The sequence below is a fragment of the Ligilactobacillus faecis genome (genome assembly GCF_029889745.1).
Taxonomy (GTDB): domain Bacteria; phylum Bacillota; class Bacilli; order Lactobacillales; family Lactobacillaceae; genus Ligilactobacillus; species Ligilactobacillus faecis.
In genome coordinates, this window is sequence record NZ_CP123639.1 from 158,770 (window position 1) to 181,173 (window position 22,404).

At 38.8% G+C, this 22,404-nt stretch carries 18 protein-coding genes, 1 other RNA gene and 1 pseudogene; 8 read left to right on the forward strand and 12 right to left on the reverse strand.

What is annotated here, in order from left to right:
- The first annotated feature begins 315 nt into the window (after positions 1-315).
- Positions 316-2,472, forward strand: a complete 2,157-nt coding sequence (locus QFX10_RS00830; protein WP_280606379.1) for an LTA synthase family protein — start codon at positions 316-318, stop codon at positions 2,470-2,472.
- A gap of 79 nt (positions 2,473-2,551) precedes the next feature.
- Here QFX10_RS00830 and ssrA read toward each other — a convergent pair.
- Positions 2,552-2,920, reverse strand: a transfer-messenger RNA (tmRNA) gene (gene ssrA, locus QFX10_RS00835).
- Between the two features lie 155 nt (positions 2,921-3,075).
- Between ssrA and QFX10_RS00840 the strand changes: the two genes are divergently transcribed.
- The 4 genes from QFX10_RS00840 to QFX10_RS00855 all read left to right on the forward strand — a co-directional run bounded on the left by QFX10_RS00840 (position 3,076) and on the right by QFX10_RS00855 (position 6,909).
- Positions 3,076-3,981, forward strand: a complete 906-nt coding sequence (locus QFX10_RS00840; protein ID WP_280606380.1) for a proline-specific peptidase family protein — start codon at positions 3,076-3,078, stop codon at positions 3,979-3,981.
- 296 nt (positions 3,982-4,277) lie between these two features.
- The gene (trpX, locus tag QFX10_RS00845; RefSeq protein ID WP_280606381.1) at positions 4,278-5,267 is read left to right on the forward strand and encodes a tryptophan ABC transporter substrate-binding protein; all 990 of its coding nucleotides are present in this window, start codon (positions 4,278-4,280) and stop codon (positions 5,265-5,267) included.
- Entirely contained in the window at positions 5,264-6,160 is an 897-nt protein-coding gene (locus QFX10_RS00850) for an ABC transporter permease (protein ID WP_280606382.1), read from the forward strand. Before trpX ends, QFX10_RS00850 begins: the two co-directional genes overlap by 4 nt.
- Entirely contained in the window at positions 6,157-6,909 is a 753-nt protein-coding gene (locus QFX10_RS00855) for an ABC transporter ATP-binding protein (RefSeq protein WP_280606383.1), read from the forward strand. The genes QFX10_RS00850 and QFX10_RS00855 overlap by 4 nt, the downstream gene beginning before the upstream one ends.
- Positions 6,910-6,968: 59 nt before the next feature.
- Here QFX10_RS00855 and QFX10_RS00860 read toward each other — a convergent pair whose 3' ends face one another.
- Complete coding sequence (locus QFX10_RS00860) at positions 6,969-7,307, reverse strand: ArsR/SmtB family transcription factor (protein WP_280606384.1); 339 nt, start codon at positions 7,305-7,307, stop codon at positions 6,969-6,971.
- A 213-nt stretch (positions 7,308-7,520) separates the two neighbouring features.
- Positions 7,521-8,150 (reverse strand): PAQR family membrane homeostasis protein TrhA, encoded by a 630-nt coding sequence (gene trhA / locus QFX10_RS00865; protein WP_280606385.1) that lies wholly within the window; start codon positions 8,148-8,150, stop codon positions 7,521-7,523.
- Positions 8,151-8,307: 157 nt separating this feature from the next.
- Between trhA and QFX10_RS00870 the strand changes: the two genes are divergently transcribed.
- Positions 8,308-8,844 carry a DUF1836 domain-containing protein gene (locus QFX10_RS00870; protein ID WP_280606386.1) on the forward strand — a complete coding sequence of 179 codons (537 nt, stop codon included), beginning with the start codon at positions 8,308-8,310 and terminating at the stop codon, positions 8,842-8,844.
- A gap of 39 nt (positions 8,845-8,883) precedes the next feature.
- On the opposite strand, the gene QFX10_RS00875 is transcribed toward QFX10_RS00870, so the two are convergent.
- From QFX10_RS00875 to QFX10_RS00905, 7 genes are all read right to left on the reverse strand, one after another.
- Positions 8,884-9,750, reverse strand: a complete 867-nt coding sequence (locus QFX10_RS00875; protein WP_280606387.1) for a class II fructose-bisphosphate aldolase — start codon at positions 9,748-9,750, stop codon at positions 8,884-8,886.
- Positions 9,751-9,874: 124 nt separating this feature from the next.
- A complete protein-coding gene (gene phoU, locus QFX10_RS00880; RefSeq protein WP_280606388.1) occupies positions 9,875-10,540 on the reverse strand; it encodes a phosphate signaling complex protein PhoU in 666 nt (221 codons plus the stop codon).
- A gap of 18 nt (positions 10,541-10,558) precedes the next feature.
- Positions 10,559-11,320, reverse strand: coding sequence for a phosphate ABC transporter ATP-binding protein PstB (pstB, locus tag QFX10_RS00885; protein ID WP_280606389.1), 762 nt, complete (start codon positions 11,318-11,320; stop codon positions 10,559-10,561).
- A 21-nt stretch (positions 11,321-11,341) separates the two neighbouring features.
- Positions 11,342-12,151: a phosphate ABC transporter ATP-binding protein PstB gene (gene pstB / locus QFX10_RS00890; RefSeq protein WP_280606390.1), complete on the reverse strand. Its 810-nt coding sequence runs from the start codon at positions 12,149-12,151 to the stop codon at positions 11,342-11,344.
- A gap of 13 nt (positions 12,152-12,164) precedes the next feature.
- On the reverse strand, positions 12,165-13,052 hold the full coding sequence (gene pstA / locus QFX10_RS00895) for a phosphate ABC transporter permease PstA (protein ID WP_280606391.1): 888 nt from the start codon (positions 13,050-13,052) through the stop codon (positions 12,165-12,167).
- Positions 13,053-13,055: 3 nt separating this feature from the next.
- Positions 13,056-13,970, reverse strand: a complete 915-nt coding sequence (gene pstC, locus QFX10_RS00900) for a phosphate ABC transporter permease subunit PstC (RefSeq protein WP_280606392.1) — start codon at positions 13,968-13,970, stop codon at positions 13,056-13,058.
- Positions 13,970-14,842, reverse strand: coding sequence for a phosphate ABC transporter substrate-binding protein PstS family protein (locus QFX10_RS00905; RefSeq protein ID WP_280606393.1), 873 nt, complete (start codon positions 14,840-14,842; stop codon positions 13,970-13,972). The genes pstC and QFX10_RS00905 overlap by 1 nt, the downstream gene beginning before the upstream one ends.
- A 299-nt stretch (positions 14,843-15,141) precedes the next feature.
- Here QFX10_RS00905 and QFX10_RS00910 point away from each other — a divergent pair, with 299 nt between their 5' ends.
- Together QFX10_RS00910 and QFX10_RS00915 are read left to right on the forward strand one after the other, a co-directional pair.
- The gene (locus QFX10_RS00910; protein WP_280606192.1) at positions 15,142-16,380 is read left to right on the forward strand and encodes an ISL3 family transposase; all 1,239 of its coding nucleotides are present in this window, start codon (positions 15,142-15,144) and stop codon (positions 16,378-16,380) included.
- 91 nt (positions 16,381-16,471) lie between these two features.
- Positions 16,472-18,042 (forward strand): annotated as a pseudogene (locus QFX10_RS00915) (IS3 family transposase).
- A 127-nt stretch (positions 18,043-18,169) separates the two neighbouring features.
- Here QFX10_RS00915 and QFX10_RS00920 read toward each other — a convergent pair.
- On the reverse strand, positions 18,170-19,984 hold the full coding sequence (locus tag QFX10_RS00920) for a glycoside hydrolase family 13 protein (protein WP_437178592.1): 1,815 nt from the start codon (positions 19,982-19,984) through the stop codon (positions 18,170-18,172).
- Entirely contained in the window at positions 19,965-22,397 is a 2,433-nt protein-coding gene (locus QFX10_RS00925) for a glycogen/starch/alpha-glucan phosphorylase (RefSeq protein WP_280606394.1), read from the reverse strand. Before QFX10_RS00925 ends, QFX10_RS00920 begins: the two co-directional genes overlap by 20 nt.
- Positions 22,398-22,404: the final 7 nt, after the last annotated feature.

Genomic DNA, 22,404 nt, shown 5'->3' on the forward strand with positions numbered 1-22,404 from the left:
CAGTTCCTTGCAAGCCATTACAAGAGAAATTTTATGTTAAAATATTTATTTTATCTTCATGAAAATATTTTTCAAAAGGAGCGTTTCTAAAAAAACGCGTAAAACTCTTAAAAAATGACATTTGTTCTTTGCAAAAAAGAGCGTTATGAGCAAATTAAGTTTTTTCTTATTATGTATTTACATTTTTATTTTCATAATTTATCCAGTTCAATTTTAACTATTTGCTAAAATCCTGACCAAAAATTGACGCCTGCCCTTTTTTTGATTTAGAATTAGATGATATGCAAATCCACTAGGAAAGGACGGTTTGCAACTGTGAACTGGACAAAACTACGAAATTTTTTAAATACGCGCTGGGGATTTTTTGCGCTAGTTACTTTTTTGTTTTGGGCCAAAACGATCTTAGTTTATTTGATCGACTTTAATTTAGGCGTACATGGGATCTACCAATATTTCGTCTTATTGATCAATCCGATCGCAACGACAATGTTACTCTTTAGCATCGCGTTATACATCAAACGGACGATCCCAGCCTATCTTTGCTTGTTACTACTATATATAGCTAACACTGCTTTTCTACTGATCAGCGTGATCTATTACCGCGAATTTACTGATTTCATGACCACAAACGTGATCTTTGGTTATTCTTCTGTCTCACAAGGCTTGAGTGGAAGTTCATTTTCGCTACTCAAACCACAAGACTTTTTGATCGTTGGTGACGTCGTCTTAGTTTTACTACTATTATTGACACGACAGATCAAACTCGATCCTCAGCCGATCGAAAAAAAGCAAGCCGTAGCTATGACATCTTTTTCATTGATGTTTCTACTTTTGAATGTCACTTTAGGCGAGATCGATCGGCCTCAGCTTTTGACGCGGACTTTTGATCGTAATTATTTAGTCAAATACTTGGGGATCGATGCTTTTACTGTCTACGACGGCTTAAAGACCGCTAAGACAAGTCAAACAAGATCCAAAGCAACTGGCTCTGATCTAAATAAGATCATCGATTTTACGCAAAAAAATTATGCTGCGCCCGATCCGAAAATGTTTGGGATCGCCAAAAATAAAAACATCATCGTGCTCCATTTAGAGAGCTTCCAACAGTTCTTGATCGATTACAAATTAAATGATCAAGAAGTCACACCGTTTTTAAATAGTCTTTACCATGGGAAAGAAACATATTCATTTGCTAACTTCTTTAACCAAGTTGGACAAGGAAAAACATCTGATGCCGAAACGATGCTTGAGACTGGGACATACGGTCTCCCACAAGGTTCACTTTTTTCTACACTTGGAACAGATAATACATTTGAAGCGATGCCTGCGATCTTGAACCAATCGCAAAATTATTCTTCAGCTGTTTTCCACGGAAATGCAGGTTCTTTTTGGAATCGGGACAAAGTTTATAAAAATTTTGGTTATCAATATTTCTTTGATGCTAGTTATTACGACCAAAATGCAGCTAATTTGACTGAATACGGTTTAAAGGATAAATTACTTTTCCATGATTCTGTCAAATACTTAGAAAAACTTCAACAACCTTTTTACGCTAAGTTCATCACTGTCTCAAATCACTTTCCTTTTGTCTTAGACGAACAAAATAAGTCTTTTGAAACAGCTAATACTGGTGATAGTTCTGTCGATAACTACTTTGTTACGGCTCACTATCTTGATCAAGCCGTCAAAGAATTTTTCGACTACTTGAAAGCTTCAGGTCTCTATGATAATTCTGTCATCGTTTTATATGGTGACCATTATGGGATCTCTAATTCACGTAATTTGAAACTTGCGTCTTTACTTGGACGTTCAGCTTCAACTTGGAGCGATTTTGATAATGCTCAATTACAACGAGTTCCCTTTATGGTCCATATCCCGGGACAAGAAAACGGACGGATCTCAGAGCAATACGGTGGTGAGATCGATGTCATGCCAACACTGCTTCATCTTTTAGGGATCGATTCTAAAAAATACTTGCTCTTTGGGACTGACTTATTCTCACCTCAGCATAATCAGACTGTAGCTTTCCGCAATGAAAATTTCATTACACCAAATTATACGGTCATCGGAAATACGATCTACGAAAATAGTACTGGTAATGTTGTTACACATCCTTCTAAAAAAGTACAGACTGAACTCAAACAAGCAAAAGAACATGTTGGCAATGCGCTTTCTCTTTCCGATGCATTGAACAACAAAAATCTCTTACGCTTCTATGTACCAACTGATTTCAAACCAGTTGATCCAAGAGATTATAATTACAAAAATGAAGTGGCTAAGCTCGACAAGATCCAAGAAAAATTAAAAGAGCGCTCGACTAGTCTCTGGTCTAAAAATAACGGGCATTCAACTGTTGATAAATATCAAACTGATGCACCTGAACTGCATAAAGATGAGACACAAACAGATGAAGAAAGCTCAAGTACTCAACCCCAAACGACTAGTTCTACGCTAGAAGATGAGCAACAATAACTAAAAAGGCCGATCTTAACGATCGGTCTTTTTTGTGTAAAAAAAGACTAGCGCTCACTAATGACCACTAGTCTTACATATATGGAGATGGCGGGGATCGAACCCGCGTCCAAGCATATCGCCACTCAGACGTCTACGTTCATAGAAAGACGATTTTGATCTCGCCTAAAGCTTCGCCGTCTTTCAGGGCAGACACTTTAAGCCAGTCTGAAGATCTCTTTTTAGTTTATCAGACGGCTAAACTAAACGTAACCCACTCATAATAGGACCCAAAACTGACACATGGGTGATACCAGCTGGATCTACGTTAAAGCTGACTAGGCAGCTAAAGCGTAAGAATTGTTATTATTTTTTGCAGTTATAATTTAAACTGAGCGTTTTAAAGTAGTCGCAACCTACTAAACGCAGTCTAAGCTCGACCTATACCTGTCGAATCCTAAACATCCCCGTTTGTGTCTATATTATAACACATTTTTTAGATTATTCAATGTCACCTTTTACGGCTCAGCATCACACCAAGATCTGCTAATACTCTTAACATCCTGCGTTTTGCACCAAAAAAGTGCTATAATCTTATTAATGTAAATGAAAGGTCTTGATTTTATGAAACAAGGTACAACGATCATCACACTTGATAACGGTTACCATCTTTGGACTAATACCCAAGGAACTGGAACGATCCATCTTTTAGCACTTCACGGTGGTCCTGGTGGGAACCACGAATATTGGGAAGACGCTGCTGCTCAATTAAAGAAACAAGGTTTAGATGTTCAAGTACATATGTACGACCAATTAGGTTCTCTTTATTCAGACCAACCTGATTACGACGACCCAGAGATCGCTCAAAAATATTTGACCTATGACTACTTTTTAGACGAAGTCGAAGAGGTCCGTCAAAAACTTGGCTTAGATAATTTCTATTTGATCGGACAAAGTTGGGGTGGCGCTTTAGTTCAGATGTATGCGCATAAATACGGCCAACATTTAAAAGGTGCGATCATCTCTTCTATGGTCGATAATATCGCTGAGTATGTGACACATATCAACAAACTTCGAAAAGAGACGTTATCTCCAGAAGCTGTTTCTTTTATGCGTCACTGTGAACAAAACAATGATTATACTAATGAAAAATATCAACGTTATGTGCAGATCATGAACGAAAATTTCGTCGATCGCAAACAACCTTCAAAACTCTATCACTTAAAAGATCTTGGTGGTACTAAAGTCTACAACACATTTCAAGGTGATAATGAATTTGTGATCACCGGTAAGTTAGATCAATGGAATTTCCGTCAAAAATTACCAGAGATCACAGTTCCAACTTTGATCACCTTTGGAGAGCACGAAACAATGCCTCTAGCAACTGCTGAAAAAATGCAAAAACTGCTCCCTAACTCCCGTTTAGTAACGACACCTGAAGGCGGACACCACCATATGGTCGATAATCCAGATGTTTACTATAAACATTTAGCGGATTTTATTACAGATGTCGAAAATAATAAATTTTGATTGACATTTATTTTATCAGTGTAGTAAAATTCAGGTATCAAATTCAGAAAGGAAGAGGACCATGCTTTTAGCTAAGTTGCAACAATTGAATACTCGTTGGCAAAGCCAGCACTAGGTTGCTTCTGGTAACAGATGCGACCGTCTTCGATCGTATCTGTGCTGGTCTTTTCTTCATCAACCTGCATGGATCATTTTATTACCATGCAGGGATCAAAAAGCACTCCCTGTTAACTTAGGGAGTGCTTTTTCTTTACCACCACGATACGATCACAAAATAATCTAAAAAGGAGCTTACTATGAAAAGGATCTACACAACGATAATTTTACTATTGGGCTTTTTGATCTTTGCTTTCTTTAAAAGTGACCAAACAGCCAAGCATACTCAAACACCATTAGTTGGGATCTTACAATTGACTTCTCACCCCGCGCTTGATTCGATCCACAGAGGGATCATCGCCGGCTTAAAAGCCGAAGGGTTCACAGTTGGTAAAAATCTCAGAGTTGATTTTCAAAATGCCCAAAATGATCAAAGCAATCTTAAATCAATGAGTCAACGCTTTTATAACGAAAATACTAATGTCATGATCGGGATCGCAACTCCAGCTGCCCAATCATTGGCTAACACAACTTCAAAAACACCGATCGTGATGGGCGCGATCAGTGATCCTGTTGGAGCTGGACTTGTCAAAGATCTAGACCATCCTGGTGGTAATATCACAGGCGTCATGCACCGCGAGCCGATCGCAAAGCAACTGGAATTGATCCAAAAATTGATGCCTACGCTCCAAACGGTCGGGATCTTACATACTTCTAGCGACGATTCCTCGGCCGCGGAAGTCAAAGAATTCACCGAGCTAGCAAAACAAGCTGGGATCACACTCAAAGAGTATACGATCACCTCGACCAACGATATTGCCCAAGTTTCAGCTACAATGGCGAGTGAAGTCCAAGCGATCTATATTCCAAACGACAATACTGTAGCTTCAGGATTTCAAACCGTCTTAAAAAATGCCGATCAAAACAAGATCCCAGTCTTTCCGTCAACTGCTGATATGACAAAACAAGGAGGGCTTGCAACTGTCAGTGTAAGTCAATTCGAACTTGGAAAAATGACTGGTAAAATGACTGCTCAGATCTTAAAAGGTAAAGATCCAGCTCAAATGCCGATCGAATATCCAACTAATGGGATCACATATTTAAATCTTAAACAAGCTAAACGGTTAGGGATCCACGTCCCTGACACATTGATCAATAAAATACAACATCAAGGAGTGGTGATCAAATGAATCTTATCGTATCTGCGATCGGACAAGGTCTGATCTGGGGGATTTTAGGCCTCGGATTATTTTTGACTTTTAGGATCTTGAAATTCCCCGACATGACTGTTGAAGGGACATTTCCTTTTGGTGCCTGCGTTTGTGTTGCTGCGATCACAAACGGGATCTCACCAACGCTTGCTTTGCTCTTATCTTTTGGAGCAGGCCTTTTGACTGGGCTAACGACTGGTCTGTTATACACTAAAGGCAAGATCCCGGTCTTGCTTGCTGGGATCTTAGTTATGACTGGGATCTACTCGATCAACTTGCATATCTTAGGAAAAGCGACTGTTGGTCTTCTAGATGAAAAGACACTTTTGAATACACCTTTTATGCGAACTTTACCAAATAGCTTTCCCTCTGTCTTGTTAGGGATGTTTTTAGCCTGTGCCTTGATCATCTTATTAGCACTCTTTTTAAATACTGATATGGGCCAAGCTTTTATCGCGACAGGTGATAACAAATTGATGGCGCGCTCTTTAGGGATCAATACAGATAATATGGAGATCTTAGGCTTGATGCTTTCAAACGGTCTGATCGGTCTTTGTGGCGGTCTGATCGCACAAAACGATGGCTACGCTGACGTCAACATGGGGATCGGCACGATCGTCATTGGTCTCGCTGCGATCATTATCGGCGAAGTTGCTTATAGTAATATTCCTCTAACAGCACGCTTGATCGCAGTTGTTTTAGGGAGCATCCTTTACCGTTTTGTCCTTTTGATCGTCTTGAAACTTGGCTTTAGTACAAATGATTTCAAACTGATCTCGTCGCTTGTCTTAGCGGCATGCTTGATGCTTCCACTCTTTGAAAAGAAATTCCACTTTGCTAAATTATTGAAAAAGGGGGTCGCTAAGCCATGAGTACATTAGAACTAAAAAATATCACGACTGTCGTCAATCACGGAACACGCGAAGAAAAAACGATCTTAAATGATCTTTCGTTAAAGATCGAAGATGGGGATTTCATCACGCTTTTAGGGACAAATGGCGCTGGAAAATCGACTTTATTAAACGTGATCAATGGTTCATTACGTCCGACTTCGGGCCAAATCTTACTCGATCAAAAAGACCTGACACCATTATCAGAAGTCAAACGCGCCACCTATATCTCACAAGTCTTCCAAGATCCTAAGCTCGGAACAGCGCCTCGAATGACCGTGGCTGAAAATCTTTTACTAGCCGATAAGCGGGGACAAAAAAGAGGTTTACGTCCACGTCATTTAAAAGAACAACTTCCACGCTTTGAAAAATTGACGGCCATGTTACCTAATAGTCTTTCGCAACGCCTCAATACTTTTACAGGTGACCTTTCAGGTGGGCAAAGGCAAACCCTTAGTTTTTTGATGGCCACGCTAGCGCAACCTGAGATCTTATTATTAGATGAACATACCGCTGCTCTTGACCCAAATACTAGTGCGCAATTACTCGAACTGACTGATAAAGTCGTGACCGAAAACAAATTGACTTGTTTGATGATCACTCATCGACTCGCTGATGCCCTTCGTTACGGAAATCGTGTCGTCATTTTAAAAGATGGTCAAGTCGTTTTAGACACACGCGATAAAACAAATTTATCAGAAGAAAAGATCTTAACTTATTTTGCAGACTAAAAAAAGAAGATCTACTTAGCTTTTAGCTGAGCAGATCTTCTTTTTTAGTGTTCTTCGGTCTAGAACGTGTCAATATTTTTCCTCAAGTGATAGAGCACTTGTTCAAGCTTTTCTAGTGGCTTATTCAAAGTTACATAATAAAAACTTTGGAGACCTCTTTTTTTAAATGCTACTAATTTTGCTTGACGTAAGATCTTTAAATGATGCGAAACTGCTGGTTGGGTGATCGACATCATCTGTGTGATCTCAGTCACAGTCATTCCTTCGGCCAGATTTTCACACAGCAAATTGATGATCTTTTGCCGATTTCGATCTGCCAAAGCATTTAATGTTTCAAACTCGTTAGTGAAATTTTGCAATGCATCTCTCTGATTTGCGGTCAACTGGATCGTTGGCATCGACTTCACTCTCCTTTCCCGAGATACTTTCCTCTAAAATAAGATTAACATTAAATAAAATTAATAGCAAACGCTTACACCTAAAAAATTAAAAATAATTACTGTAAAAAACGATTTTTTCTGTACTTTTAAGTAAAAGAATATTTTTATAAATCGTATGATAACAGTAATTTTTCCGATCCAAACTCTAAAAAAACCTTATAATAACATAATCTATTTCAGATAAAAATAGATCGAACAAAACATCAAACCTGAACCTAAGATCACGAAAAGATGCCAATAAATATGCATATACCGCCTTTTTAAGCTATAGATCAAAGCTCCTAAAGTAAACGAGACCCCACCTAAAAACAACAACAGTAGCCCTGTTGGTCCTAGTGCATTAGCTAAAGGTTTAAAGGTAAAAACACATAACCAGCCTGCCAAAACGCAAGTAAGTGTCTCAACGATCTGGTATCGTGGTTTAGCCAAAGTATGATATAAGATCCCAAACAGCATCAGACATGCAATGACTAGCCACATAAGTAATCCTTTCGTACCTTTGATCCCAATAATGCAGTAAGGCATATATGTACCTGCGATCAAAAGATAAATACTGATGTGATCAAAAAGTTGAAACAACCTACGGGCCTTCGTAAAATATAAACAATGAAAAAGCGTAGAAGCTAAATATAAAAATAGTAACGTCAAACCGTAAAATACATAAGCACTAAACGCCAAGGCGCTTGAAGTCGCTAAACCTTTGCTGATCAAGAGAACTAAAAGCCAAATACTAAGACCGATCCCGATCCCATGTGTGATCGCACTCCAAACTTCGTTGACGATCTGTTGTTTTTTATTCAAGATCTTCACCTCACTTCTTATCTTAAGTTTACTCTCAAATATTTTTCGAGTCAACAACAACTAGACTTTAAAACTAGATAAAAAGCTCTAAAAAAACTTAATAATCATAAAAAATATCTATGTTATAATATTAAAAAACTAACAAAGGAATTTGAGGATGGAAAAAGTTAATATCCAAAAACAGTTGGACAGTTTTGCAAATAAGCAATTACCTCTATGGGATGATTTTCCTGATTTTGAGCTTTATATGGACCAGCTTGTCAGCCTAGGTAATCGCTATTTAGAGGGCTTGATCGAAAGTCCTTTGACACCTTCAATGGTCAACAGTTACGTCAAAAAAGGGCTGATGAGCCGCCCCCAAAAGAAAAAATATACTAATACACATTTAGCCGAATTGATCGCGATCAGCTTACTAAAAGCGATCTATCCTCTCGATGTGATCGCCAACTATCTTGATGAACTCTTACATGAATTTTCGATCAAAGAGTCTTATAACAGTTTTGCAACGATCTTCAATGACTCTTTGAAAAATAGTTGCCAAGTAAATTTTGCCACTGATCTAACGACGCTTTCACAGACAACGATCACAAAGCATATCGTGATCAAAGCTATGATCTATAAAATGATCGGTGAACAACTGATCAAAAAAGCCCCTGCTATCTCTGCCAAAACGACCACACAAAAAAAGATCTAGGAAAAAATTCCTAGATCTTTTTTTTGGCTGATCTATTGATTAGTCAACAGCTGGTGTACCGATCCAGTCGATGATTTCTTCAACTGTATCTGTAATAGCTTGTGTACCAGGTGCAAGAAGTTTACGTGGGTCGTAACCTTTACCTTCACGATCCTTACCTGCTTCAATGTACTTACGTGTTGCTTCAGCAAATGCGATTTGGCATTCTGTGTTGATGTTAAGCTTGGAAACACCCATTGAGATAGCTTTAACAACTTGATCTTGAGGAATACCAGAACCACCGTGCAATACTAATGGCATATCTGGCATAGCATCTGCTAATTCCTTCAAACGGTCAAAGTTAAGACCTTTCCAGTTTGCTGGGTATTGGCCGTGGATATTACCGATACCACATGCTAAGTAGTCAACACCAAGTGCAGCGATCTGTTTTGCTTCTTCAACGTCTGCTAATTCACCGGCACCAACAACACCGTCTTCTTCACCACCGATTGAACCAACTTCAGCTTCAACAGAAATGCCTTTAGCATGTGCTAATTCAACGATTTCTTTTGTTTTAGCCAAGTTTTCTTCAAATGGTAAGTCATGTCCGTCGAACATAACTGATGAGAAGCCTGCTTCGATACATTCCTTAGCTGCTTCGTAGTTACCATGGTCTAAGTGCATAACAACTGGAACAGTGATGTTCATTGCTTCCATTTCGCTAGCAACTAAGTCACGAACTAACTTGTAACCACCCATGTATTTAGCAGCACCCATTGATACTTGGATCAATACAGGTACGTTCTTTTCTTGGGCACCTTTAAGAATAGCACGTGTCCATTCCAAGTTATTTGTGTTAAAAGCACCTACTGCATAATGGCCCTTGCGAGCTGCAGAAAAAATTTCACTACCGTTTACGAATGACATAAAACAGCCTCCTAAAGATTTTACAGTAAAATTACTCAACTCTGAGTACATCTACATTCTATCATATTTACTTGATAAAACGTACCATTTTCCCAAGATTTTAATTAAAATTCGCCGACTTTACTTACAGATCATTACGACCAAGTTCTGTGATCTTACCTTTTTTCGTATAAACGATCCATTCAGCGATATTTGTGATATAATCGCCTGAACGTTCTAAATGATTAGCGATCTGTAAGTAATCGATCCCTTCAGCAGTAAAATTTGGACCTTCCTTGATCAAGATCAAAGCTCTTTTTCTGATCTGTAAATAGATCTTATCACTTTCAGCGTCACATGCAGCGACTTTAACGGCTAGATCATCGTCCATCTCAGAATAAGCTTGTAAGATCTCACTTAACATGGCAAGCACGTTATCACCCATCGAAACGATCAAAGCATCGAGCTCTTCGTCGTGCTTTTCTTCTTTGAGTGAAAGCACATTTTTAGCAATACTTACAGCGTGATCGGCTAAACGCTCTAGGTCTGAACTAGCTTTCAAAAGAGCAATGATCCCACGCAGATCACTAGCTACCGGACTGTGTAATGCGATCAATTGGGTCGTCTTTTTTTCTAGATGCGTTTCATGGTTATTGATCACTTCATCGTGCTCGATCACTTCTTTAGCTGCCTTTTTGTCATCATTTTTTAAAGACATGATCGCTTTTTCAAGTGAAGCTTTTACTTCTAGACCCATAGTTACAAATTCTTGATGTAAAGCGTCTAGTTGTGTATCGATATGACGTTGCATATAATTTTTCCTCCCTAATTATCCAAATCGGCCGCTCAAATAGTCTTCGGTCTCCTGTTTTTTAGGTGTCACAAAGATCTTTTTGGTCGTGCCTGTTTCTATTAATTCCCCATTCAAGAAAAATGATGTCGTATCTGAGATCCGCGATGCTTGTTGCATATTATGCGTTACCATAATACATGTATATTCATCTTTTAAAGTCAACAACATCTCTTCGATCTTACTACTTGAAACGGGATCTAGTGCGCTAGTCGGTTCATCTAACAAGATCACTTCTGGTTTGACGGCCAAGACCCGTGCGATGCAGACCCGTTGTTGTTGTCCCCCGGAAAGCTCTAAAGCACTTTTATGCAGATCATCTTTGACATCATCCCAAACAGCCGCTTGTTTTAAGCTCGTTTCAACGCGCTCATCTAAGAGCTGCTTGTCTTTGATCCCAGCGATCCTCAATCCATAGACGACATTTTCATAGATCGAAAACGGAAATGGATTAGGTTGCTGAAAGACCATTCCGACCTTTTTCCTTAATTCTACCGTATCTGTTTTCGGGCTGTAAATATCTTTGCCGTCAAGTTTGATCTCACCTGTGATCTTGACATTTTCGATCAGATCATTCATGCGATTCAAACACCGCAAGTATGTTGACTTACCACAACCAGACGGTCCGATCAAAGCATGGATCCCACTTTTAGGAAAATCAAGCGTGATCCCTTTCAAAGCTTCCTTTTCACCATAATATAAATGAACGTTATTTGATGTTATGATCTTTTCTTGTTTCATTTCTCGTATCCTCACTTTAGCTTAGCCAAAATTACCTGAGATGTAATCCTCAGCTGCTTGGGTCGTTGGGTTTGTAAAGAGGCGCTTTGTTTGATCATATTCGATCACATGTCCCATATGAAAAAATGCAGTATAGTCACTTGCGCGTGAGGCTTGTTGCATATTATGCGTCACGATGATGATCGTATATTTTTTCTTTAATTCCAGCATTGTTTCTTCGACCTTTAACGTTGAGATCGGGTCAAGCGCACTACAAGGTTCATCCATCAATAAGATATCTGGCCCCATTGCGATCGCTCGGGCGATACAAAGACGTTGTTGTTGCCCTCCAGATAAAGCAAGTGCGCTTTTATCTAGATCATCTTTGACTTCATCCCAAAGTGCAGCCCCACGTAAACTTTTTTCGACGATCTCATCTAGCTTTTGTTTATCTTTGATACCATTTTCCTTTAAAGCAAACGTGATATTTTCTTTGATCGATTTTGAAAACGGATTAGGTCTTTGAAAGACCATCCCGATCTGTTTGCGCATCTCATAGAGATTGATATTTTTCGAATTGATATCGATCCCGCGATACAAGATCTTTCCTGTCACCGTTGCAACATCATCATTCATCCGGTTCAAAGAACGTAAAAAAGTCGATTTTCCTGAACCCGATGCTCCGATCAAAGCCGTGATCTTATAACGTTCAAACTGAAGATTTCCGTCAAAAAAAGCATGTTTATTGCCATAATAAACTTGGAGATCTTCGGTGGATAATGCGATCTCTTGTTTTTGAGGATCAAACTGCTTGATCGCTGTATCATTCAAATCATATTTACCTACATTCATTGCCATACCTCGTTTATTTACTTGCCGTCAAGCGTTTATATAATCTATTTCCTAAATAACGTGCTGATAAATTAAAGATCAAAACAGCTACGATCAAAACAGCCGACGCACCGGCTGAGATCTGGTCTGCGTCAGGCATGATCCCTTCTGAGTTGATCTTCCAAATATGGACAGCCAATGTTTCTGCTGGGCGAAAAAGATTCAAAGGACTTGCTTCGTTAAATGGATTCCAATTTGTAAAATCGATATTTGTCGCACTTTGACCAGCAGTATAGATCAAAGCAGCGGCTTCCCCAAACACACGCCCCGCACATAAGACGATCCCTGTAATGATCCCTGGCAACGCCTCAGGTAAGATGATCTTTGTGACTGTATGCCATTTAGATAATCCTAGAGCTAGCCCAGCTTCACGTTGAAGTTTAGGGACATTTTGCAATGAATCTTCAACGTTGCGTGTCAATAAAGGTAGATTAAAGAAGGTCAATGCGATCGCACCAGAGATAATCGAAAAACCCATTTGAAATTGTACAACGAATAACAAGAAACCAAAAAGGCCAACTACAACTGATGGGAGCGAACTCAAAACTTCGATCGCCATGCGTATGCCTTCGGTCACTTTATTTTTAGGCGCATATTCTGCTAAATAGATCCCTGCCCCTAAAGATAACGGAAATGAGATCAGTAACGTCAAGATCAATAAGTAAAACGAATTAAACAATTGGATCCCGATCCCCCCACCAGCAGTAAAGGAACGTGACGGAGAAGTCAAGAAGTGCCACGAAACGTGCGGGAGACCACTCAATAAGATCTTACCGATCAAAAAGGCCAAGATCAAAACAACGATCAAAGCGATCAATTTGATCACAGCTAACGCCACTTTATTGATTTTCTTCGTATCCATAGATTACATCTTTCCTTTCCGACTGATAAAGCGTACTGCAATGTTGAAGACTAGTGACATCAATAAAAGGATCAAAGCTAAAGACCATAGAGCATTGTTTGCAACTGTTCCCATAACGGTATTTCCGATCCCCATCGTCAAGACACTAGTCAAAGTTGAAGCAGGCGCAAGTAAACTTTCTGGTAATAAAGTCGCGTTCCCGATGACCATTTGAACAGCTAAAGCTTCGCCAAAAGCTCGGGCCATCCCAAAGACGATCGCCGTCATGATCCCTGGTAATGCTGCACGCAAGAGGACCCGATAGATCGTTTGCCATTCAGTTGCACCTAAAGCCAAAGACGCCGATTTATAATGCTTAGGCACTGCTTTTAAACTATCGACTGTCATCGAAGTGATCGTCGGTAAGACCATAACGAATAAGACAAAAGAACCAGATAAGATCCCATAACCTGAACCCCCAAAATGATCCCGAACAAATGGGACTACAGTCGTCAAACCGATAAAACCATACACAACAGATGGGATACCTACTAATAGTTCGATCACACTTTGCATAAAACGCTGACTGCGCTTAGTTGATAATTCCGTCATATAAAGCGCTGTTCCGATAGCAAATGGTGTTGCAAATAGTGCGGCTAGTAAAGTCACTCCAAAGGAGCCTAAGATCATTGGTAACGCTCCGACTTGGGGACGCCCCGCAACAGTCGCGTTTGGATTCCATTCTGTACCTGTTAAAAATTCTTTTAAGCTCGCATTATTTTGGGTAAAAGTCGCGATCCCTTTTGAAGCAACAAAAGCAAAGATCGCTAAAACTACTGCAACGATCAAAAAGATACTTGCATAACTCAATGTTTTACCTAACATATCTTGACGTGTTTCTTTTGATCGATTTAAAATTTTTTCTCGGATCGGATCCATTATTTTTCAACCTCCGTTTGTGAGATCACCTTATCATTTTCATCTTTTGTTACTTGCATCTCATTGATCGGAATATAACCTAGTGTTTTAACGAGTTTGTCTTGAACAAGATCAGAATTCATATACTCTAAAAATTGCTTAGCTTGTTTGTTTGGTCGCCCTTTTGTATACATATGTTCGTAAGCCCAGATCTTCCATGAATTATCTTTGACATTAGCGGCAGTTGGTTTGACACCGTTGATCTTTAATGAAGTCATATCTTTGTTCATATATGAAAAAGCTAAGTAACTGATCGCCCCTGGAGTACTCGTTACCATCCGTTGGACTGTGCCATTTGAATCTTGTTCTTGAGCTTTGGCCATTTTTTGCCCGACCATCACGCTCTTTTCAAAGGCTCGTCTTGTCCCACTGCCTTCAGCACGATTGATCAAAACGATCGGTACATTTTTACCACCAAGTTGTTTCCAATTAGTATATTTACCACGAAATACATCGCGTAATTGTTTCATCGTTAGATCAGTGACCCCACTTTCCTTATTTACCACAGGAGCCAACCCTAAAACGGCAACTTTATGATCGACTAATTCGTTTACCTTGATCCCTGGCATCTCACTAGCAAAAACATCAGAATTCCCGATCGTCACTGCCCCAGCTTGCACTTGACTCAAGCCAGTTCCTGACCCACCACCTTGAACGGTGATCGTAACATCAGTATGATCCCGTTGATATTCTTCTGCAGCTAATTCCACCATTGGTTGCAGGGCAGTTGAACCGACGATCGTAATGTTTTGTTTTTGACTCGTTTTTTGTCCACATCCTGTCAAAATAAAAGCTAACACTAAAGTGCTAAAGATAATAATTGCCTTTTTCATCTCTTTTTCCTTCCTCGATCAGATCAGTTGATCTACAATTTACTATTCTTTCGTTGAGCTTATTCTTTTATTTTATGCTTTTTTTGTAAAGGACTTTGGTGCTTTATGTAAAGAATATGTAAATAATATTAGCTTGAGCGCAAAAGCAAAAGATGACTTGAGCGCTCTAAAAGTGGGTATACACTTTCTGATATGGATGAAAAATTCCATACCAGTTTTTTTGCGCAAAAAAAAGGACATTTAATGCCCTCTCATTATACAATGAATTCACCACAAACCACGTAAAGGAGAGAATTTAAATGTCCCATAACGATTGTATACTAAAACTTCTAAATATTAAAGACCCTAATCTCAAAGTTATTGATGTTATCGATAATTTAAATAATGGCACAGAGAAATTAGTTTTGATCAAAGCTGTACTATCTTATCCTATCAGCCGTTGTCGAAATTGTGGCTTTGCCACTGTTAATAAAAATGGTTTCGCTAAAGCTCACGTACGTTTACCAAGTTTAAACGGTATACGTTATGAAATGATCCTTCATAAACAACGCTATCAATGTAAAAATTGTCGCACAACTTTCGGTGCGACCTCTGAATTGACTAAGCCTAATCAAACTCTTTCTCGTAAACTAAAAAATCAGATCATGTTATTAGCTAGGGAAGGTTTGAACGGTGAACTTATCGCTCGCATCTGTCATTGCTCTGCTAGTAGTGTTCGAAGAACTATTGTCGAACGGATCAAACCTCAATATCGAGTACCTGTTTTGCCCAAGAATCTTTGTTTTGATGAATTTCGTTCGATTAAAAATACAACTTCTTTTATCTGTTGTGATGCACAAACTCATAGGTTAGTTGCTAAACTCCCAGATAGACTATCTTCTACCATTATCAATTATTTTGAAAATCGTTACTCAAAGTTTGAACGTGATCAAGTGGAATCGGTCGTCATTGATTTAAACGCTCAATACCAGCGTTTCATTCGACGACTTTTCCCGAATGCCAAGATTATTATTGATCGATTTCATATCGTTCAGCTAGCCGGACGTGCTTTAGACAGTTGTCGAATCGCTCTCACTAGGTCGCTCAATAAGCATAGTCGAGAATATAAGATCCTCAAATCACAGTGGCGTTTATTCCATAAAAAATCTGATGAGATCGACCCTAAAAATGTTGTCTATCTTAGGGGAATCAATGAATATATGACTCAACAGAATGCGATCGACTTGATCATCAATAAATTTTCTAAATTCAAAATAGTTTATCAGACTTACCAAGATATTACCTTAGCTTTGAAGAATAAAGACATTACTACTTTGAATGAGGTTCTTGATAGTTATGAGCGCACCAATACAGAGATGGATACGACCATTCGTACTTTCCGTAAAAATCGCAGCTATCTAATAAATAGCGTAACTTCAATATATTCCAATGGTCCTTTGGAGGGTATCAATCGAAAGATCAAACTCTTAAAACGAAGTTGTTACGGTTTTGCTAATCAACAATTTTTCTTTTTACGAATTGATTGTATATTTGCGTAAAAAAACACTCCCCACAATTCTATTGATATGATTCCCCTAGAGTGGACACGGAAATAATAAAGATTCTGTGATCACTCTAGGGGGATTTTTTATGTCTAGAAGAACTACTAAACATACACTTGAAGAAAGATACCAGGCAGTCTCCGAGTATCTTAGTGGACAATATAGTAAGTACTTTATCTGCCGGAAATATACCATTTCTAAAAATACATTTGATAATTGGATCAGAAAATACAAAGCTGGCGGTTTAGATGGCTTAAAAGAGTCTAGAACCTGGAAAGAATATTCAGTTGAATTAAAAACAACTGCGGTTCTAGAATATTTAGAAAATGGACGTTCACCAAAGAAAATTTGTGATAAATACAATATTTCGAGTGTTTCGGTTTTACGTAAATGGATCAACTTGTATACTAATGGAAAAGGCTTTAAAGCTACCATTGGAGGTCGTAATAGAATGAAACATGGACGTAAAACTACTTTTAAGGAACGGCTCGAAATAGTTCAGTATACACTTGCTAATAATAAGAATTATCACAAAGCGATCGATAAATATAATGTTTCTTATTCCCAAGTCTATAATTGGGTCAAAAAGTTTGAAGTAGATGGCGAAAAGGCATTATACGATAATCGTGGTAAAACAGTTAAAGATCGTGATTATAAGACTCTTTCTGAAACTGAGCGTCTCAAGCTTGAGATCCTACGTTTGAAAGAACGTAATAAATATCTAGAAGCAGAAAATATCGTTTTAAAAAAATTGGACGAACTCGAAAGGAGGAGATAAGCTTTATACCTAAAAATCTGCGTTTTAAAGCTATTCAGGAAGTTCTTAAAGAGTTTCCACAAATTGAACTCTGGATCCTTTGTGCGATCTTAAATGTATCGCGCTCAGGGTATTATCGTTATTTAACTGCTCCAAAATCACAATGTACTTTGGAAAATGAATGGTTAAGTGAGATCATAAAAAAAGAATTTCATGCTTTAAATGGAATTTACGGTTCTAGAAGAATGACTCTTCTTATCAATCGAAAGTATCAAAAACAATATAACTTCAAACGTATTCGTCGCTTAATGAGAGTCCTTGGTTTATATTCAGTAATTCGTCGCAAACGCCGAGGTTGTACTCGTTCAGAACATTTAAACTACGAAGAAAATACTTTAGGTCGTGATTTTTCCGCTACTAGACCTAATCAAAAGTGGGTGACTGATGTCACTTATTTAGAATATGGCTTAGGACAAAAAGCTTATTTAAGTGCGATCAAAGATCTATACGATGGATCTATCATAAGTTTTGAAATTAGTAAAAGAAATGATAATCGGCTTGTCATGAAGACTTTAGAAAAAGCATTCACGCATTTAAATGAAGCTAATCTACTTCTTCACAGTGATCGTGGATTTCAATATACTTCAAAGGAATATCTTCGGTTGACCTCAAGGCATGGTGTTACAAGAAGTATGTCTCGAGTGGGGAAATGTATCGATAACGCACCAATGGAAAGTTTTTGGAGTCATTTCAAGACAGAATGTTATTATTGGCTAAAATGTGAAACATATGGAGAACTTGTAGAAATGATCGAAAACTATATCAAGTTCTACAATACCCAACGTTACCAAATAAAACTAAACAGCCTGACTCCAGAAGAATACCGGAATCAGGCTGCCTAGAATTTTAATTATTTAGTTGTTCACTTGACGGGTCTCAGATCATATTGTAGGAAGTGTTTGTAGGAATATCCATATCAGTTGACGGATACCCCTAAAAGTGAGCACCAAGTCATCTTTTGGTCAGATCTCAAACTTCAACATCGATCCCTTCAAACGGTGCCAAAGTTTTGCCATTCAATTTTGTCAATAAAGCTCGTAAATTCAACTCATCATGATACTGTTGCAATTTATCAGCGTAAAAATCATTTGGTCGTGCACTTGCATTTACTAAATAAATATATTTTTTAGTGCCTAGATAACGACCGACTGCAAAGAAATTTTCCCCAGCTAACAATGTTAATTCACCATCGACTAAAACATCAGTGGCCTTTCTTTTAGCTACTAACTGCTTCACTTTTGCCAATAATGTTTCATTTTCACGGCCCCACGGATAAAAACGGCGATTATCTGGATCGCTTTCACCAGCTAAACCAACTTCATCTCCATAATAAATGCATGGAACACCAGGAAACATCAACATCAGCGCAAACGCAAGTTCAACTTTATGTTCGTCGCCCTGTAAAGCAGTCAAGATCCGTTTTGTATCGTGTGTCCCGATATTATTCAGCGAACTTTTGTAAAATTCTAATGGATAATTTTCGCGTAGTTGCATCAAAGTTTTGGCGATCGTTTCAACAGGTTCTTCCTCATTCAACAAAGCAATGATAGCTTTTCTCAAAGGATAATTCATCACACCATCGAGCTCATCGCCATTAACGTAATGCCGGCGTTTGTTATACGTTATCTTATTTGAAGCATCTTCCCAAACTTCCCCGATCAAGACCCGCTCTTTATAACGCGTCAAGTTCTTTTTGATATTTTGGATAAAACTTCCCGGAAGCTCATCAGCAACATCTAGTCGCCAACCATCAACACCGACTCGGTTCCATTTGGCTAACACACTCTCATTTTCACCATAAATAAACTTTTGAAAGCTCGGATCATTTTTATCGACGACAGGAAGATCACTGATCCCCCACCAAGAACGATACTGATCTGGGTAGTGCTCAAATGAGAACCATGGATAATACGGGCTTTTTTGATCACGCGCTGCCCCAGCATGTTCACCATAAAGCCCTCCCGCGTTAAAGTAGCGACTATTTTTACCAACATGGGAAAAAACGCCGTCTAAGATCAACTTGATATTGGCTTGGTGAAGTTTAGTGACTAATTCACGAAAGATCTTTTCTGTTCCTAACATCGAATCAATCTTTAAATAGTCATTTGTATCATAGCGGTGATTACTCGTAGCTTCAAAGATCGGATTGAGATAAACGATCGTTACACCAAGGCGTTGCAAATAGGGGATCTTTTTGATGATCCCTTTGAGATTTCCACCATAAAAATCCCAGCGTGCGATCGAACCATCTTTTTTCCGAATATACATCGGACGATCGCTTTTTCTTCCATAAATAAAAATATTTGGTTTTTTGTTATCGATATAACCAGTTAAATTCCCATTATAAAAGCGATCGGGAAAGATCTGATAACAGATCCCATTTTGGTACCACTTAGGTGCCTTAACTTCAGTTTCATAACATGTCAGCTGGTAAGAATGACTCTCTAAAAGCTCACTTGAACTCGTCAATTGTCCAACTCCGCCTTGAGCAGCACAATAATATTGCACAAGTTCTTGCTCATTTTGCCGTGAGACCAATTTGAAGTAGTAAAAATAAAGTCCGCTCTTTTTGGGAGTATAAGTCGCGTAAAAACGACCTGGACTTTTATTTTCAAGCATGATGATCTCAGGGATCAATTTACCATCGCCATAAACATAAAGTTCTGCACTCGTGATATCAATATCATAAGCTTCCAACATAAATTCGACTGGACGCCCGACTTTGATCGCTCCAAACGGTTTTTTATGTTTTTCCTGCCATGGATCAAAGTGGATATACATCATCTAAGGTCCCTTCTGTTGGCTGATCTGCTTTGATATCCCAAATTTCAGCCGCATATTTTGCAACTGTATCATCAGCCGAGAAATAACCTGCATTTGCAATATTAATCAAACATTTCTTTTGCCATGCTAATTGGTCTGCATACGTTTGCGCGACTTTTTCTTTTGTGTGGATATAAGCTTCAAAATCACGTAAGACAAAAAATTCGTCATTGACCCGAAGAAGCGAATCAAAGATCTCGTGCCCCTCAACTTCAATATTTGGGATCGTCCCATCAACAAACGCATTTAAAACACGTTGTAAGACAGGATCATTGTTATAATAATCGGCCGAATGATAACTATGATCTTTTTCATATTGTAAAACATCATCTTTTGTCAGACCAAAGATAAAGATATTATCGTCACCGACATGATCTTTGATCTCAATATTAGCCCCGTCAAGAGTGGCAACTGTCAAAGCCCCATTCAACATCAACTTCATATTTGAAGTTCCAGAGGCTTCTTTAGTCGCCGTTGAGATCTGTTCACTCACATCAGCTGCTGGAATGATCTTTTCAGCTAAAGAGACTCCATAATTTTCAAGAAAGACGACTTTTAACTTATCTTTGATCGTTGGATCATTATTGATCAAATTGGCCACTTCGTTGATACATTTGATGATCGACTTAGCATAATGATAACTTGGCGCAGCTTTAGCTCCAAAGATAAAGACTCTTGGGATCATCTTTTGTTCTGGATCATCTTTTAAGTCAAGATAAAGTTTGACGATCCCTAATAGATTCAACAACTGTCGTTTATAAGCATGCAGTCGCTTGATCTGAATATCAAAGATCGCATCAGGTGAAACGACGATCCCTGTCTCTTGTTTGATAAAATCGGCTAGCTTAACTTTATTGCTACGTTTAGCTTGCCCGATCTTTTTCAAAACTTTCTTATCATCAGCATATTTTTCAAGTTCTTTTAGCTTTTTAGTATCGAACCGCCACTTAGTCCCGATCGTTTGATCGATCACCTTTGAAAGTTCTGGATTGGCTACTTGTAACCAACGTCTAACTGCGATCCCATTGGTCTTATTATTAAAACGTTCTGGGTAAAGTTCATAAAAATCATGTAAGACATCATCTTCCAATAGCTCTGTATGCAACTTAGCGACCCCATTGACACTATGAGAACCAATGATCGCTAAATGCGCCATCTTGACCATGCCATCTTTGATGATCCGCGTCCGCTCAATGAAATCTTGGTCTCTTTTACCAGCTAATTCTAAAGCATAGCGTCGATCGATCTCTTGAATGATCTGTAAGATCCGAGGTTGAACTTTTTCAAGCATCTCCAAAGGCCATTTTTCAAGAGCTTCAGCCATGATCGTATGATTCGTATAGCTCATCGTCTTAACAGTCTGCTCCCAAGCCACCTCCCAATCGAGGTGTTTTTCATCAAGTAAGATCCGCATAAATTCAGCTACACACATCGCAGGATGCGTATCATTAATATGGATCGCCACATAATCGCTGATCTTTTTCAAAGGTTTTCCATACTTCTTATAGTGGCGCACGATACTTTGGATCCCAGCTGAAGTAAAGAAATACTCTTGTTTCAACCGTAAGATCCGGCCCTCATAATTTGAATCATCTGGGTAAAGAACTGACGTCAGATCTTCTACGCGCCGACGGTCTTCGATCGTCGGATACTTGACTTCTTCGGTCGCTGGGATCTGAGCATCCCATAGACGCATCGTATTGACATGATCGTTACGGTAACCAACGATCCCCGTATCATACGGTACAGCCTTGATCACATCAGCACCCTCATAGATCGGTTCAAGATATTTGCCGTTATCGATCAGATGGACTTGTCCGCCCATCAAAACATCGACAGCTTTACTTTCACGAGCTACAGCCCAATTATTGCCATCAGTCAACCATTCGTTTGGTAATTCGATCTGATAACCATCGACGAATTTTTGTTTGAAAAGTCCATACTTGTAACGGATCCCATTCCCATTTCCTGGTAACCCATCAGAAGCTAACGAATCCATGAAACATGAAGCTAAGCGTCCTAGACCTCCGTTACCTAAAGCCATATCAACTTCGGCCTCAGAGATCTTATCAAGCGAAAGCCCCATTTCTTTTAAACCTTTTTCAACGATATCATACCAACCCATATTGAGTAAGTTGCTCTTTAAAAGGCGCCCTGGTAAAAATTCGATCGAAAAATAATAAACTTGCTTTTCATCATTTTTAACATAATCTTTCCATGTATTACGCCAAATATCAGAGTAACCCGATTTTACAACGGAAACTAAGGTCTGATAAAGTTCGCTTGGTGCTGCATCTTTAACATCCAATGCATATTTTTCGGCCAAACGCTTCTTGAATTCATGTACAAATTTTTCCTGTGTGATTTTTTTCATAAGTTCC